The sequence below is a fragment of the Microbispora cellulosiformans genome, assembly GCF_008728085.1.
Taxonomy (GTDB): domain Bacteria; phylum Actinomycetota; class Actinomycetes; order Streptosporangiales; family Streptosporangiaceae; genus Microbispora; species Microbispora amethystogenes.
In genome coordinates this window covers 245195-260035 of sequence record NZ_VYTZ01000005.1, presented here as the reverse complement: position 1 = coordinate 260035, position 14841 = coordinate 245195, and the positions used below count along the sequence as shown (strand labels likewise).

Below are 14841 nucleotides of genomic sequence, written 5' to 3'. Positions count from 1 at the left end.
CGCGTCAGCCGAGCTGGTTGATGCGGATCATGTTGCCCGCAGGGTCGCGGAAGGCGCAGTCGCGCACCCCGTACGGCTGGTCGGTCGGCTCCTGGACGACCTCCGCGTCACCCGCCTGCAGCCGGTCGAAGATCCCGTCGAGGTCGTCGGTGGCCAGGGTGAGCATCCCGTAGGTGCCCTTCGCCATCATCTCGGCGATGATGCGGCGTTCGTCCTCGGTGATACCGGGGTCGGCGGCCGGCGGGTGCAGGACGATCGACGTGCCTGGCTGGCCGGCGGGGCCGACCGTGATCCAGCGCATGCCGCCGTATCCGACGTCGCCCCGCACCTCGAAGCCGAGGGTGTCGCGGTAGAAGGCGAGCGCGGCCTCGGGGTCGTCGTGCGGGAGGAACGTCGCGTGAATGGTGAGGTTCATACAGGTCAGGCTAGTTTCGGAGCGGCGGCCCGCGCTTCTCGATTCCTGACCGGCCGGGTCACCTGTTTCTCGACGCACGACGGCATCCCCGCCGGCGCGCCCGCCGTGGCGCGGCGGTAGGCGCTTGGCGGCATGCCGACCAGTTCGGTGAAGCGGGTGCTGAAGGTGCCCAGCGACGAGCAGCCGACCGCGAAGCAGACCTCGGTGACACTGAGGTCGCCGCGGCGCAGCAACGCCATCGCCCGCTCGATGCGGCGGGTCATGAGATAGCCGTACGGCGATTCGCCGTAGGCGAGCCGGAACTGGCGGCTCAGGTGCCCGGCGGACATGTTCACGCCACGGGCGAGTGCCTCCACGTCGAGGGGCTGGGCGTACTCCCGGTCGATCCGGTCCCGGACGCGGCGCAACCGCGCGAGGTCGCCGAGGCGCTGTTTGGAGACGGGTGGGCCGGTCATATCGGGCATCGTACGCCGCGACCGCCGGCGGCCGGGTGATCCGGCCGCCGACGGGGGGCCGGGACGGTCAGCAGACGATGAAGATGCTCTGCCAGCCGACGGGCGTGCGCTGCTCGGCGTTCCGGTCGCTGGGAAGGGTGAAGTGGGCGACCCCCTGGGCGTTGGGCTGGTTGTACATGCGGCCGCTCTGCCCGTCGCCGTACCACCTGTACGACCCGTGGTAGGGGATGTTGGAGGTGCCGCAGGCGTCGATGACGACGGACCTGCCGCTGAAGCCGGGCCCCTCGTAGGCGACGTACTGGGAGGCGTAGGCGGCGCCGGCGGTCGCGACGATCGTCGCGGCGGTCAGGGCGGGAACCAGGGCGATCCTTCTCATGACGCTCCTTCAGCAGACCGAACCACTACTGAAAGTAATCGTATAGCAACGCTCAGTGTCTGGATGGTAAAGAATGCCGCCCCGGGACGGCTTGACTCCGCGATGCCGCGACCCGGACGATGCATCAAACGCGTTTGATGCATCTGACTCCGAGGGGGTGCGGTGGCGTCCCAGCCACAGACCGGGCCGTACGGGCAGGACCACGGCGGCGGCCTCGCGCGCCGGATGGGCACCGCGGACGCGGTGGTCGTCGGGCTGGGATCGATGATCGGGGCGGGCGTGTTCGCCGCGTTCGGTCCCGCCGCGCGGGCCGCGGGCACGGGCCTGCTGATCGGGCTGGTGATCGCCGCGGTGATCGCGTACTGCAACGCGGTCGCCTCCGCGCAGCTGGCCGCGGTGTATCCGGTCTCCGGCGGCACCTACGTCTACGGGCGCGAGCGCCTCGGCCACTGGTGGGGGTTCACGGCCGGGTGGGGCTTCGTCGTCGGCAAGACCGCGTCGTGCGCCGCCATGGCGCTCACCTTCGCCTCCTACGCCGTGCCCGGCCCCTGGTGGGCGCAGCGGGCCGTCGCCGTCGCGGCCGTGCTGGGGCTGGCCGCGCTGAACTACCACGGCGTCACCAGGACCGTCCTGCTCACCCGGGTGCTCGTCGCCGCCACCTTGACCGCCCTGGCCGTCGTCGTGGCGGGGATCGCCGTGGGGATCGCGGCGGGTGGCGGCGCCGCGCCGGAGGGCCTGGGCGACTGGCGGGGCACCGGCGGCGCGTACGGCGTCCTCCAGGCCGCGGGGCTGATGTTCTTCGCCTTCGCCGGGTACGCCCGCGTGGCCACCATGGGCGAGGAGGTCCGCGACCCGAGCCGCACCATTCCCCGCGCGATCCCGATCGCCCTGTTCGTCACCGTGGCCGTCTACCTGGTGGTCGGGGTCGCGGCGCTGCTGGCCGCCGGGCCCGCCCGGCTCGCCGCCTCGCCCGCGCCGCTGACCACCGCGGTCGAGGCGGTGGGCGCCGGCGGCCTGGCCCCGGTGGTGCGGGCGGGCGCGGCGCCGGCGGCGCTGGGCGCGCTGCTCGCCCTGATCGCCGGGATCGGCCGCACCGGCCTCGCCATGGCCCGCCACCGCGACCTGCCCGACTGGCTGGCGGCCGTCCACCCCCGCTATCGGGTGCCGCACCACGCCGAGATCGCCCTGGCCGTCGTCGTCTGCGTCCTGGTGGCCACCGCCGACCTGCGCGGGGTGATCGGCTTCTCCTCCTTCGGCGTCCTCGTCTACTACGCCGTCGCCAATGCCTCGGCCTTCACCCAGCCCCCGGCCGAGCGCCGCTGGCCGCGCGCGCTCAATGTGGTCGGCGTCGCCGGCTGCCTCACCCTGGTCGCCACCCTGCCCTGGCCGTCCGTGCTCGCCGGGGTGGTCATGTTCGCCGCCGGACTGGCCGGCCGATGGCTGGTCCTGCGCCGCCGCGCCTGAGGAACCCGCCGGATACCCACCCCGGATACCCCCTGGATACATCGTCGCGTGTAGCCGTCGTGTACCCCGGCCGCCGGGGCCGTTCCTAGCGTGGGGGGCGACCCGCCCGACCGACCGGGGATGAGGACGCCCGTGGCCCTTCTCTTCGACTTCTGCCGGCTGCTCACGGGGATCGTCTTCCTCACCTCCGCCGTGAGCAAGCTGCGCGGGCGGGCGGCGTACGAGGAGTTCACGGCGGCCACCCGCGCGCTCGCGCCGCGCCTGCCGGCCAGGCCCGCCGCGGCGCTCGTCGTCGCCGCCGAGGCCGCCGTCGCGCCGCTACTGGCCTGGCGGCCCACCGCGCTCGCCGGCTTCTGCGTCGCGCTCGGGCTCCTCGTCGCGTTCACCGTGGCCATGGCCGCCGCTCTGCGGCGGCGCCGCCGGGTCCTCTGCCGCTGCTTCGGCGCGTCCACCGTCCCGGTGGGCCCCGGTCATCTCGTACGCAACGCCGTGCTCGCCGCCGCCGCGGCGACCGGAGCGGCGCAGGCCGCGATGACGGGCGCGATGACGGGCGCGGCGGCAGGATCGGCCGGAGCCCCGGCGGACCTGGGAGTGGCCGGGCCGGCCGCGGCCGCTCTGACGGCCGGTGCCGCGGCCGTCCTGCTGTCGGCGACCGGCGAGATCGCCGGCCTCTTCACGAACACGCACCCACGGAGGTAGTCCCTCATGCCGTTCCTCACAGCGCTCGTCCTCGGCGTCGGCGTCCTGTGCCTGATCGACCTGGTGCTGACGGTCGGGGTGATCCGCAGGCTGCGCACGCACGAGGAGATGCTCTCGGCGCGACCGGGGGCGGCCCCGCCGATCATGCTCCCGCCCGGAGCGACGATCGGCGCCTTCTCCGCCGTGAGCACCGAGGGCATGCACGTCTCCGCCGAGACGCTGACCGAGCCGGTCCTCGTCGGGGTCTTCTCACCCGACTGCCCCGCCTGCGGCGACCGCCTGCCGGAGTTCGCCGAACGCGCGCGGTCCTTCCCCGGAGGACGCGGCAACGTGCTGGCCGTGCTCGTCGGGACGGAGGAGGAGGTGGCGGCCCAGCGGCGGGCGCTGGAGCCCGTCGCCCTGGTGCTGGTCGAGGAGTTCGGCACCGGCGTGACGAAGGCGCTGCGGGTCCAGGGCTTTCCGTCGCTCGCCCTGCTCGACGGGCACGGCAGGGTCCTCGCCAGCGGGAGCACGTTGGCCGAGCTCGACGCGCTTCCCGCATCCGCGTGACGGCTTCGACGACGGCCTCGACGCGGGCGGTGGTCGCCGCCGCCGGCCTGGCGTGGCGGGCGAGCAGGGGCCTGACCCTCGCCTTCGCCGTCCTCACCGCGCTCATGGCCGCCCTGCCGGTGGCGATCGCCTGGTGCACCAAGCTGGTGCTCGACGAGATCGGCGGCACCCACCCCCGGCCCGAGGCGACGGCGGCGCTGGGCGCCACGCTCGCCGCGTGCGGGCTGCTGGCCGCGCTCGGGCCGCAGGTCGTCCAGTACGTCAGGGACGAGAGCGGGCGCAGGGTCGGCCTCGTCGCCCAGGACCGCCTCTTCCAGGCCGTCGAGCGGTTCGCCGGCCTGGCCAGGTTCGAGGACCCCGCGTTCCTCGACCGGATCCGGATGGCCCAGCAGTACGGCGGGGCGACCCCCGGCATGCTGGTCTCCGCCGCGCTGGGCGCGGCCAGGACGGTGCTGACCGGCGCCGCCTTCCTCGTCTCCCTCGTGACCATCAACCCGTGGACGGCGGTCCTCGTGATCGCGGCGTCGGCGCCGTCCCTGGCCGCGGAGCTGTGGCTGTCGCGGCGGCGTGCCGCCATGCTGTGGGGCATCGGCCCGGCCGAGCGCCGCGAGTTCTTCTTCGGACAGCTCCTCGTCGACGTGCGGGCCGCCAAGGAGCTCAGGCTCTTCGGCGTCGGGGCGCACCTGCGCGGGCTGCTGAACGCCCAGCGGCGGGCCGCGAACGCCGAGCGGAGCCGTACCGACCGGCGGGAGCTGCGCGTCCAGGCCGCCACCGGGACCGTCGCCGCGCTGGCGGCCGGAGGCGGCCTGCTGTGGGTTCTGCTCGACGCGGTGAACGGCAATGGCGGGGCCGGCGACGTGGCGCTGTTCGTGGCCGCCGTCGCCGGGGTGCAGGCGGCGGCCGGCGGCCTCGTCCTCGAGGTGGTGTCGGCGCATCAGCAGGTGCTGCTGTTCGGCCACTATCTCGCCGTCCTCGACGCCGGGCCGGACCTCCCGGTCCCGGCCCGCCCCCGGCGGGCGGGGCCGCCGCGCCGCGGGATCGAGCTGCGCGACGTGTGGTTCCGCTACTCGCCCGGCCACCCCTGGGCCCTGCGCGGCGTCAGCCTGACCATCCCGTACGGCGCCTCGGTGGCGCTCGTCGGCAGGAACGGCGCGGGCAAGAGCACGCTGGTCAAGCTCCTGTGCCGGATGTACGACCCCGAGCGCGGCGCGGTCCTGTGGGACGGCGTCGACCTCAGGGAGATCGACCCGGCGGAGCTGCGCGCCCGCATCGGGGCGGTGTTCCAGGACTACATGGAGTACGACATGACCGCGGCCGAGAACATCGGCCTGGGCGATCTGAGCGCGATGGGCGACCGAGGGAGGATCGAGGCGGCGGCGCGGCGGGCGGGCGCGCACGGCGCCGTGAGCGGCCTGCCCCGGGGGTACGACACCATGCTGTCGCGCATCTTCGCCGATCCCGCCGATCCCGCCGATCCCGACGGCTCCGTGGAGGACGGCGGCGGGGCGGGCGTCCACCTGTCGGGCGGGCAGTGGCAGCGGCTCGCCCTGGCCCGCGCCTACCTGCGGGGGGAGCGGGACCTGCTGATCCTGGACGAGCCCAGCTCGGGCCTCGACGCCGAGGCGGAGCACGAGATCCACCAGGGCCTTCGGGAACACCGCCGGGGCCGTACGAGCGTGCTGATCAGTCACCGGCTCGGCGCCGTACGCGACGCTGACCACATCGTGGTCCTCGACGGCGGGCGGATCGCCGAGCGGGGCACGCACGCCACGCTGCTGGCGCGCGGCGGGATCTACGCCCAGCTGTTCGCCCTGCAGGCGGAGGGATACCGGCAGCGGGACGACCCGGACGCCGACGCTCCCTGCCAGCGGCTCTCGGAGGCCCGATGACACCGGTCCCACTCGTGGTGTCCGCGGCGCTCGCGGCCGGGCTCACAGCCGCGGCGCTGGCGCTCAGACGGACCCTGCGCGTCGTCGAGGTCCACGGGGAGAGCATGCGCCCCGCGCTGCGGCCCGGCGACCGGGTCCTCGTGCGGAACCTGCGGCCCGGCCGGGCGGGGGCGCGCGTCCGGCGGGGGGACGTCGTCGTCATCGCCCGCGTGGGCCCGGAGGAGGGCCTGACACTCGACGGCGGCACGAATCTGGTGATCAAACGGGCGGCGGCCGTGGCGGGGGACCCGATCCCTCCCGGGTTCGAGGCCCATGCGGAGGCTCTCGGAGAGGCGTCCGGAGAGGGACCGGGGGAGGCCCGCGTGCCGCCGGGGCGGCTGCTCGTCCTCGGCGACAACCCGTCGCGTAGCACCGATTCGCGGCAGTGGGGCCCCCTGCCCGAGAGCAGGATCACCGGTGTCGTGCTCCGGCGGCTCAACGCGTGAACCGCGTCCCCCGCCATACAAGCGCCCGTGTATCGGAGTGGTATCTCCATGATCGAGGCCGCTCCTAACGTCGGTGAAGAAGAAGTTCTTTCACCAGGAGGAAACGACATGACACGGACGATTCAGCGGCTGGCCGACCGGATGGTCGCCCGCCTGGTCCCGGCCGCGAAGGCCGAGGCGATCAACTGCTGGTACGAGTATTCGGGAACCTGCGCCCGCCGGTACTGCTGCAGCGGATCGGAGATCCCCGGCGGCCGCTACTGCACCGGGTATGAATACACCTGCTGAACGAGCACGGCGGAGCGCCCTCAGATATGGGGGCCGGGGCGCTCCGCCGCCGTCGTCACGTGGTCGCGGCCATCTCCATGGCGTACAGGCGGGTGAGGCCGTTCATCCGGTAGCGGCCGGGGGCCAGCGGCTCCATCAGGCGGAGATCGGCCAGCCTGCCGAGCGCCGCCGCCGCCGTACGCCGGTCGCATCCGAGGAGCGAGGCGGCCGCCGCAGGCCCGCAGTCGGCCAGGCCCCGCTCGCCGAGGCGGTGGAACAGGGCGAGCGCGCCGCCGTCCGCCGTCTCCCCGGAGCGCCGCAGGGCCTGGTAGTCGAGGTCGACGGCGGCCCGTACGGAAAGGTCGCCGCAGGTCAGCAGGTCGAGCCGGTGCTCGTCGGCGGCCAGCATGTCGGCGAACGCCTCCGCCGTCCACTCCCGTCGGACGGCGAGGCGCTTGCCCGCGATCTCCAGCGCGAGCGGCAGGTTGTCGCAGAGCCGGGCCACCCTGCTCGCCTGCGCCGGGTCGACCCGCTCCCGGCCGCACAGCCGGGCGAGCATCTCGTACGCCGCGTCGTCGGCAAGGGGAGCGAGCGGCAGGTGCTCGACGTCGTCGAGCGCCGCGAGCATCCTCCTGCTGGTGACGACGAACCGGCAGCCCGGGCAGCCGGTGACCAGCGGGCGCACCTGCTCCTCACCGGTCACGTTGTCGAGGAGGACCAGTGCGTGCCTCGCGGTCGTGGACGTCCTGAGCTGGTGCAGCGCCTCGTCGAGGTCCGCGGCGATCTCGTCGTCGGCCAGCCCCAGCCGTCCCAGCAGCCGGACCAGCGTCTCGTACGGGCCGGGCCGGGGGAGGGTGCGCAGATCGATGTGATGCACGCCGCCGGGGAAGCCGGGCGCCGCCGTGTGGACGGCGTGCCGGGCCAGGGCCGACTTGCCCACCCCCGCCGGGCCGTGTACGGCGACGTGTCGCGGAGGGCAGGCGCCGATCGCCGCGACGATCTCCTTCAGCTCCGGCTCGCGGCCGACCAGGCATCCCGGCGCCGTCACCGCCGGGACCGGCCCCCGGACGGGCGCCTCGGGAGCCGCGCGGAGCGCGGGGTCGCGGTCGAGTATCCGCCGGTGCAGCCCGGCCAGTTCGGGGCCGGGCTCGACGCCCAGTTCCTCCGCCAGGAACGCCCGTGCCTGCCCGTAGGCGGCGAGCGCGGCGGCGGAGTCACCGGTGCGGTACAACGCGAGCATGAGGGCGCCCCACAGCCGTTCCCTGGTGGGATGGGCGGCCACCGTCTCGCGTAGCTCCGCCACCGCGTCGGCGTGCTCGCCCAGCATGAGCCGGGCTTCCGCCAGCGTCTCCAGAGCGAGGCACCGCTGCTCGACGAGGGCGTCCAGGCGCGGGCCGAGCGCCGCCGAGCGGGGCACGTCCTCGGCGGGGTCACCCCGCCACCGCGTGAGAGCCGCGGACACCTGCCGCAGCGCCGCGTCCGGCCGGCCGGCCGACAGTGACCGCCTGCCCTGCCGCAGGGCGTCGGCGAACTCGGTCACGTCCAGCTCGCCGTCCCGTACGGCGAGGACGTAACCGGGCTGGCGGGCCGTCAGCCGGTCGCCGTCGCCGATCGTGCCGCGCAGGCGGTTGACGTAGGTGCGGACGTTGGCGACCGCGAAGCGGGGCGGCTCGGCGTCCCACACGGACGTGACGAGCCGGTCGATCGACACGACCCGGTTGGGTTCCAGCAGCAGCGCGGTCAGCAGGGCGCGCTGTTTGGGGGTGCCGACCGGGACCGGCCGGCCGTTACGGTGCAGCTGAACCGGGCCGAGCAACCCGAAGCGGAGGTTCACCCTGCCCTCCGGGGGTCGGATGGGGCGCACGTTCGCGTCGAGCGTCGTGATCGGTGCATGCGGAAGCCTCCCGTGGCGTCTCGCGGGGAGCGGGTGAGGAGAACCTCACCAAGATCGCTGTCCTGACGAGCCGCTCACAAGCGCCGTGGGTGTCCGGAACAGTTCCGGACAGCGGCCCGGACGGCGGTTCCGGACTGTTCCGGACTGTTCCGGACTGTTCCGGACTGTTCCGGACGGCCGGCCGCCGGCGGGGCGGCGCGCCCATTGACGCGGACCGTTCCAAGCGCCAGCATCGGGGGCGTCGCCGCCGCTGTCGTCCGCCCGTCCCCGCGTACGGGGACCACCAGGAGGAAATCATGTCGATCATGTCGGGCGAGTCTTCGGCAGGTGCGGCGTTACCCAGGAGCTGGAAGGCGTTCGTCGCGCTGCCCGACGAATCCACGGCCGGAGCGGTCGCCCAGGAGCTGGAGAAGGACCCCAGCCCGGCCAACGCGCTCGCGTCGGTGAAGCTCATCGCCGAGACGCTGGCCCAGCGTTCGGCGCGCGAGCGCAGCACGATGTCCGAGCTCATCGTCAGGCAGCTCATGGGCGACCTGGCCCGGGGCTTCATGAAGGCGACCGCCGCGGTCCGGCTCGCCCACCTGGTGCGGGAGGCGCCGAAGGAGCAGCCGGTGCCGCGGCACGACGACCCGCACGGCGATGATCTGCTCCACACGCTCGATCTCCTCGGGCCGAAGTCGAAGCCGGCGCCTCCTGAGAAGACCGACAAGAGCCCCGACTGGGAGACGCTGGACGCGCTCGACCTGGCCGCGGCGGGGAAGGTCACCGTCGACCTGGTCGAGCTCGCGCGCCGGGTCGAGGACGAGAGCGACGCCTCCTCAGTGGGGCATCTCCGGGTGGTGCTGGATCTCCTCGACTCCATCGGCGTCAAGGCGGCGTACTCGAAGGGGCGCCGTGAGGAGCTCGGGGACATCGTGCGGGGCACGACACAGGAGCACCTGGTCGCCCAGATGGGGTTCCGTGCGGCGAAGAGCCAGCGCAGCTCGCTCACGGGCCTGTCGACCCAGAACGAGCTCGCGGCCAGCTACTGGCGCACGAACTTCCGCGACACCCTGGACGAGTTCGTCAAGAAGCTGAAGGGGGGCGGGGCGTCGGACCAGCACGGCGCGCTCGGCGAGCTCGCCGAGAAGCTGAAGAAGGTCGGGAGGTCGGGCACCGACATCCTGGTCAGCAGCCCGCGCGTGCTGCGCAAGCTCGAGATGGTGCTGGGCCCCGACGTGCTGGAGAAGCTCACGGTCACGCCGCTCGTCGGGAAGTCGGGCGTCAGTGTGCTGAGCGGCACCGGCGCGTACACGAAGATCGAGTGGGACAAGATCCTGTACGAGCTCGGTGCGACGCCGTCGGCCTACCAGCTCTACGAGCTCATGGACACGGGCAAGACCCCGCCGAGTACGAACTTCACCGTCGACACCCGGGCCGACCTCGTGCGGCTCATCACCGGCAGTCCCTTCTCCCGGCTCCAGGAGATCGCGCGGGAGAAGAGGGAGATCGCGCCGGTGTGCGCGATGGTGGAGCACCTGGTGCTGGGCCTGACCGACCAGCTCGGCCCTAAGCGCTTCGACGCGCTGACCGCCAACGCCCTGCGCTCGCTGAGCCGGCTCCTCGACATCGTCGTCGAGAACGTGGACAACCCCACGGTGGCGATGCGCGCGGTCGACCTGATGATGGACGAGATCGCCGTCGTCGTCGCCGTGGCCAAGTACTACAACTGGACCGACTACCGCACGACGATGCGGGCGATCCTGCTGGAGCGGGCGCCGGGCATCGCGAAGCCGGTCGAGGGCGACAAGATCCAGATCGACAGCCACCTCACGACGAGCGGCATGGACGCCATCGCCACCGCGCTCCACATCGCGCTGTCGTCGCGGGACCGGGAGGAGGTCTCGCGGTCCACCGAGACGATCGACTACTACGAGACCGCGTTCCTGCTCGGCAAGCTCAAGAAGGGCGAGAAGGTGACGCCCCACAAGGACGTCCTGGTGGCGGCGCTGAACCCGAGCACGCCCGCCTTCGCGCCGTCCCCCGAGAAACTGGTGACCGACGTCCTGCAGAGTGTGAATACGCACAAGAAGGGTGACGCGCCGTTCGCGCTGATCATCGACACCACCATCGAGATCGCGCCCAAGCAGGGCGGCAAGAGCCAGACCGAGATCGTGCTCGACGGCCTGAAAGACGCCGTCGCCGCCGGCGCGCTCGAGGTCTTCCTGTGCAAGAGCTTCCAGAAGTACGCCTCGTTCGGCACCGGCAAGGTGGCCGCCGGTGATCTCACCGTGTTGTCGGCGAAGGGCAACCTCGGATCCGCGTCCGCGCGGGCCGAGGCGCTGCTGCAGGACCTCAGTCTCGACCTCGCTGGTCACGACGAGGCGCAGCTCGTGATGCACATGCTCAGGCACGGGCACCGCGACGAGCTGGCGCTGATGCGGAGCGCCGCCGTGAACGCCAGGTTCGTGGACGAGTTCTGCTGGCCCATCGACAAGACGGACCTCCGGCAGGGCACGCCGTACGTGGAAGGCATCCCCCTGATCCTGCGTACGACGCCCACCGGCGACGTCGACAAGCTGTTCCAGAAGCTCCAGATGATCGACAAACGCGACAGCTTCTCGTTCCTGCGGACGTCGTTCGTCGGCGGGATCCCGAGCGCCGGCGGCGTCGAGGGCAAGTACGTGCGCATCAACACCGGCCATGAGTCGAAGGCGACGATGGTCGAGTACTTCTACGCGTTCGGCCACCTGGCGCTCAACACGCCCCCCGGCGCGAAGAAGCCGGAAGGCACGAAGGTCGATCTCGGCGCGCTGACGATGGACGTGGTGAAGGAACATCTGGTGGCACTGGGCGACGTCCGGGACGACCAGGACCCCCTCATCGCGAAGTACCGGGACAACATCGTGGCGTCCTACTGCGCGTTCGCCCTCCAGAACGTCATGGGCAAGGGCAACGTGATGCCGCTGCTCGTCGAGTTCTTCACGAGGCCGGCGGGTTCGGTCACGATCGAGACCCAGCGCTGTCTCGCCGACGAGCTGCTCACGTTCAAGGCGAAGAACCCCGGCAGCGACCCCGCCGTCCTCGCGGCGCTGTGCCGCGCGGCGGTGGTCCTCGCTCCCTGGCGGTTCAAGGCCATCGCCGCGACTCTCAAGCTCGACGCCGTGGGGGAGTCGAAGGGGGCGAAGCAGCTACGTGAGCTGGTCGCCCGAGCGGTCAAGTAGGGGTCGCCGTAGTACTCGCCGGAAATCCTTCGACCGGCCGGCGCACGAGTTCACCCCGCAGCGCCGGCCACCTGTCGGGCGGGTGAGGAAATGATCTCGGGGTGGTGGCCGGCCTGGTGGGTGTGCAGCCGTACGTCAGGCCTGGGAAGGGGACTTGTCGTCTTGCGAAAGCCCCGTCGCTATCGCTGCTCCGGAGTCAGGACGCGCCGGGTCCGGTCCCCGCTCCAGGCCGCTTCGAGGATCGCGGTCAGGCTGGCGGTGTCGGCCGGGCCCGGATGGTTCTGGATCAAGCGGGTGACGCCGCCGGCCATCTCCGCGAAGCGCGGGAGGTCGGCGCGTGCCACGCCGATGTCCGCCAAGGAGGCGGGGATGCCGATGTCGGCGAGGAGCCCGTCGAGCCAGGTGAGGAACATGTCCGCGGCCTCGGCATCCGAGGCGCCGGTCACGTCGAGCCCGCACACCCTGGCGAGGACGGCCAACCGGTCGCTGATGGCATCCTTGGCCGCGTCCAGCGCGTAGGGCAGCAGCAGCCCGACGCCCAGGCCGTGCGGCGTGTGGGTGGCTGCGCCGATGGGGTACTGGAGGGCGTGCGGAGCCGCGGTGCCCGCGTGGGCGAACGCGAGCCCGGCCAGCATGGACCCGTAGGACATGTCCGCGCGCGCGTCCTTGTCGCCTCCGTCCCTGACGACACGGGGCAGGCTGCGGGCGATCCGCTCGGCGGCCAGGAGCGCGTAGTGATCGGTGACCGGGTTGCGGCCGAGGAAGACCTGCTCCACCGGGTCGCGCGGTTCGTGGGCCCGGGGCCGCGCGGTGTAGCTCTCCACCGCGTGACAGAACGCGTCGATGCCGGAGTGGGCGCTGACGGTCGCCGGGCAGCTGTAGGTGAGCTCGGGGTCGACGATGGCGAAGTCGGGCACGATGTGGACGCTGGAGACCCCCACCTTCAGCTCGCGGTCCGGGTCGGTCAGCACCGAGACGGGCGTGAGCTCGGAGCCGGTGCCTGACGTCGTCGGGACCGCGACGAGAGGAATCGTCGGCCCCGGCACCTTCGACTCGCCGTAGAAGTCGCGCGGCGACCCACCGTGGCGCCGGATGACGCCGACGATCTTGGCGAGGTCGATCACCGTGCCACCGCCGATGGCGAGGATCACGTCGGCGTCCACCTCTGCGGCGACCGAGACGGCCAGGGCGACATCGGTGAGTGGCACGTCCGGAGTCGCGTCGGCGAACACCCCGACGACTGCGACCTTCTCCCGCACGGCGGCCACGATCTCGGCCACACCCGGTTGCCCCAGAAGAACCCGGTCGGTCACGACGAGGACCCGCGAGCCGCACTCGGCCACCACTCGTGGGATGTTCTGCGCGACCCCTTCGCCCACTATCAGCTGGCGTGGTCCGCGGACGGTCTCAAGCATGTCAGTGCCTCTCTGGAACGTCGGCGGTGATGTGCTGGGCGGACGTCCAGGTCACCTGCGAGACCGGGACGGCGTCGGCACGGTTGGCTGCCGGGTGGCGCGGGCGCGCGCCGGGCTCCCGGACTCGGTCGTGCCCGGGCGCCCGGAGCAGCGGGCCGGTCACGGCAGGTCGATCGCCGCGTAGGTGACGTCGAGGTACTCGAGGATGCCCTCGTGCGACCCCTCCTTGCCGATCCCGGACTGCTTCACGCCTCCGAACGGAGCCGACGGGTCCGAGATGAGGCCACGGTTGATGCCGACCATCCCCGTCTCCAGCCCCTCGGCGAACCGGAGCGCCCGCTGGAGGTCACGGGTGAAGACGTATCCGACCAGGCCGTGCTCGGTGTCGTTGGCCTTCGCGATCACCTCGTCGTCGGACGTGAACGAGATGATCGGCGCCACCGGGCCGAAGATTTCCGTCTCCAGGATCCGCGCGTCTTCGGGCACGTCGACGAGGACCGTGGGCGGGTAGAAGTGGCCCGGCCCATCCGGACGCTCGCCGCCCACCAGGACACGGGCGCCGCGATCGACCGCGTCGGCGACGAGCTCGTCGATCTGCGTGACCGAGGCATCGTCGATCAACGCCCCGACGTCCACGCCGTCGTCGAGACCATGGCCCACCGAGAGCGCGCCCATCCGCTTGGCGAAGCGCGCCGTGAACTCCTCGCGCACCGGCTCCTCGACGTAGATCCGGTTGGCCGCGATGCAGGACTCCCCGATGTTGCGCATCTTGGCCACCATGGCACCGTCGAGCGCGACGTCCAGGTCCGCGTCGGCACACACGATCAAGGCCGCGTTGCCGCCCAGTTCCATGGAGGTGCGCAGCACGTTGTCCGCCGCCTGTCGTAGCAGCACGCGCCCGACCTCGGTCGACCCGGTGAACGAAAGCTTGCGGGTCCGACGGTCGGCCAGCAGTGCTGAGACCACCTTGCCGGAACGCTTGGTCGTCACGACGTTGACGACGCCCGGGGGAACGCCGACCTCCTCCATGATGCGGGCCAGGAACAGCATGGTGAGCGGCGTCTGGGCGGCCGGCTTGGTGATCGTCGTGCAGCCCGCCGCCAGCGCAGGAGCGATCTTGCGGGCACCCATGGCCAACGGAAAGTTCCAGGGCGTCACGAAGACGCACGGTCCGACCGGCTTCGGCACGGTGAGGATGCGATATCCACCATTGGGAGCGGTGTTGTAGCGCCCCTCGACGCGCACCGCCTCCTCGGCGAACCAACGGAAGAACTCGGCGCCGTAGGCCACCTCTGCCCGAGCCTCGGCGAGCGGCTTGCCCATCTCGAGCGTTATCAGCCGGGCGACCTCCTCGGATCGCTCGGTCAGTGCCCGGTACGTCGCGGTCAACAACTCTGACCGTTTTCGCGGCGGGGTCGCCGCCCACTCCGCCATCGCCTTGCTCGCCGCGTCCAGAGCGTCGAGCCCGTCGCCGACCTCGGCGTCCGCCACCTCGGCGATGGTCTCGCCGGTGGCCGGGTCCTCGACGGCGAAGGTGGCTCCGCCGGCGGCGTCGCGCCAGGCGTCGCCGATCCGGAGCCGCCGGTGCTCGGGGGCCAGGACGTTCATCGGGTCACTCATCGCGTCGCCTCCTGTGATGTTCTTGGTGGTGTCCAGCGTGACCTCGGCGATCGCGCCACGCGCGTGGACGAACGGGTCACCCGACTCTCGTCGGGGCCGAGGTCGCCGAG

The 14841-nt window shown here is 72.4% G+C and carries 14 protein-coding genes; 8 read left to right on the top strand and 6 right to left on the bottom strand.

What is annotated here, in order from left to right:
* Positions 1-4 precede the first annotated feature (4 nt).
* The 3 genes from F5972_RS15440 to F5972_RS15430 form a co-directional block, all read right to left on the bottom strand.
* Complete coding sequence (locus tag F5972_RS15440; RefSeq protein ID WP_150934183.1) at positions 5-415, bottom strand: VOC family protein; 411 nt, start codon at positions 413-415, stop codon at positions 5-7.
* 5 nt (positions 416-420) lie between these two features.
* Complete coding sequence (locus F5972_RS15435; protein WP_150934182.1) at positions 421-870, bottom strand: helix-turn-helix transcriptional regulator; 450 nt, start codon at positions 868-870, stop codon at positions 421-423.
* Between the two features lie 67 nt (positions 871-937).
* Entirely contained in the window at positions 938-1246 is a 309-nt protein-coding gene (locus F5972_RS15430; protein ID WP_150934181.1) for a MiAMP1 family antimicrobial peptide, read from the bottom strand.
* 162 nt (positions 1247-1408) lie between these two features.
* On the opposite strand from F5972_RS15430, the gene F5972_RS15425 reads away from it, so the two are divergent.
* The 6 genes from F5972_RS15425 (at position 1409) to F5972_RS15400 (ending at position 6620) form a co-directional block, all read left to right on the top strand.
* On the top strand, positions 1409-2710 hold the full coding sequence (locus F5972_RS15425) for an APC family permease (protein WP_404803057.1): 1302 nt from the start codon (positions 1409-1411) through the stop codon (positions 2708-2710).
* A gap of 132 nt (positions 2711-2842) precedes the next feature.
* Positions 2843-3409, top strand: coding sequence for a MauE/DoxX family redox-associated membrane protein (locus F5972_RS15420; RefSeq protein ID WP_225311513.1), 567 nt, complete (start codon positions 2843-2845; stop codon positions 3407-3409).
* Between the two features lie 6 nt (positions 3410-3415).
* Positions 3416-3958, top strand: a complete 543-nt coding sequence (locus tag F5972_RS15415; protein ID WP_150934179.1) for a TlpA family protein disulfide reductase — start codon at positions 3416-3418, stop codon at positions 3956-3958.
* A complete protein-coding gene (locus F5972_RS15410) occupies positions 3955-5847 on the top strand; it encodes an ABC transporter ATP-binding protein (RefSeq protein WP_225311512.1) in 1893 nt (630 codons plus the stop codon). The genes F5972_RS15415 and F5972_RS15410 overlap by 4 nt, the downstream gene beginning before the upstream one ends.
* Positions 5844-6332 (top strand): S26 family signal peptidase, encoded by a 489-nt coding sequence (locus tag F5972_RS15405; RefSeq protein ID WP_150934178.1) that lies wholly within the window; start codon positions 5844-5846, stop codon positions 6330-6332. The genes F5972_RS15410 and F5972_RS15405 overlap by 4 nt, the downstream gene beginning before the upstream one ends.
* Before the next feature lie 108 nt (positions 6333-6440).
* Complete coding sequence (locus F5972_RS15400) at positions 6441-6620, top strand: hypothetical protein (protein ID WP_150934177.1); 180 nt, start codon at positions 6441-6443, stop codon at positions 6618-6620.
* 55 nt (positions 6621-6675) lie between these two features.
* On the opposite strand, the gene F5972_RS15395 is transcribed toward F5972_RS15400, so the two are convergent.
* On the bottom strand, positions 6676-8433 hold the full coding sequence (locus F5972_RS15395; RefSeq protein ID WP_150934176.1) for an AfsR/SARP family transcriptional regulator: 1758 nt from the start codon (positions 8431-8433) through the stop codon (positions 6676-6678).
* 356 nt (positions 8434-8789) lie between these two features.
* Between F5972_RS15395 and F5972_RS15390 the strand changes: the two genes are divergently transcribed.
* Positions 8790-11696 (top strand): hypothetical protein, encoded by a 2907-nt coding sequence (locus F5972_RS15390; RefSeq protein ID WP_150934175.1) that lies wholly within the window; start codon positions 8790-8792, stop codon positions 11694-11696.
* Between the two features lie 179 nt (positions 11697-11875).
* On the opposite strand, the gene F5972_RS15385 is transcribed toward F5972_RS15390, so the two are convergent.
* Positions 11876-13111 (bottom strand): iron-containing alcohol dehydrogenase, encoded by a 1236-nt coding sequence (locus F5972_RS15385; protein ID WP_150934174.1) that lies wholly within the window; start codon positions 13109-13111, stop codon positions 11876-11878.
* On the opposite strand from F5972_RS15385, the gene F5972_RS15380 reads away from it, so the two are divergent.
* Positions 13110-13295 (top strand): hypothetical protein, encoded by a 186-nt coding sequence (locus F5972_RS15380; protein ID WP_150934173.1) that lies wholly within the window; start codon positions 13110-13112, stop codon positions 13293-13295. The genes F5972_RS15385 and F5972_RS15380 overlap by 2 nt on opposite strands.
* Here the strand turns inward: F5972_RS15380 and F5972_RS15375 are convergent.
* Positions 13271-14731, bottom strand: a complete 1461-nt coding sequence (locus tag F5972_RS15375; RefSeq protein ID WP_150934172.1) for an NAD-dependent succinate-semialdehyde dehydrogenase — start codon at positions 14729-14731, stop codon at positions 13271-13273. The two genes, F5972_RS15380 and F5972_RS15375, sit on opposite strands and share 25 nt — an antisense overlap.
* Positions 14732-14841: the final 110 nt, after the last annotated feature.

What these genes read in the sequence shown, in the direction of transcription:
- F5972_RS15440 (WP_150934183.1), bottom strand. Translation starts at nt 415, where the DNA reads ATGAACCTCACCATTCACGCGACGTTCCTCCCGCACGACGACCCCGAG.
- F5972_RS15435 (WP_150934182.1), bottom strand. Translation starts at nt 870, where the DNA reads ATGACCGGCCCACCCGTCTCCAAACAGCGCCTCGGCGACCTCGCGCGG.
- F5972_RS15430 (WP_150934181.1), bottom strand. Translation starts at nt 1,246, where the DNA reads ATGAGAAGGATCGCCCTGGTTCCCGCCCTGACCGCCGCGACGATCGTC.
- F5972_RS15415 (WP_150934179.1), top strand. Translation starts at nt 3,416, where the DNA reads ATGCCGTTCCTCACAGCGCTCGTCCTCGGCGTCGGCGTCCTGTGCCTG.
- F5972_RS15405 (WP_150934178.1), top strand. Translation starts at nt 5,844, where the DNA reads ATGACACCGGTCCCACTCGTGGTGTCCGCGGCGCTCGCGGCCGGGCTC.
- F5972_RS15400 (WP_150934177.1), top strand. Translation starts at nt 6,441, where the DNA reads ATGACACGGACGATTCAGCGGCTGGCCGACCGGATGGTCGCCCGCCTG.
- F5972_RS15390 (WP_150934175.1), top strand. Translation starts at nt 8,790, where the DNA reads ATGTCGATCATGTCGGGCGAGTCTTCGGCAGGTGCGGCGTTACCCAGG.
- F5972_RS15380 (WP_150934173.1), top strand. Translation starts at nt 13,110, where the DNA reads ATGTCAGTGCCTCTCTGGAACGTCGGCGGTGATGTGCTGGGCGGACGT.
- F5972_RS15385 (WP_150934174.1), bottom strand. Translation starts at nt 13,111, where the DNA reads ATGCTTGAGACCGTCCGCGGACCACGCCAGCTGATAGTGGGCGAAGGG.
- F5972_RS15375 (WP_150934172.1), bottom strand. Translation starts at nt 14,731, where the DNA reads ATGAGTGACCCGATGAACGTCCTGGCCCCCGAGCACCGGCGGCTCCGG.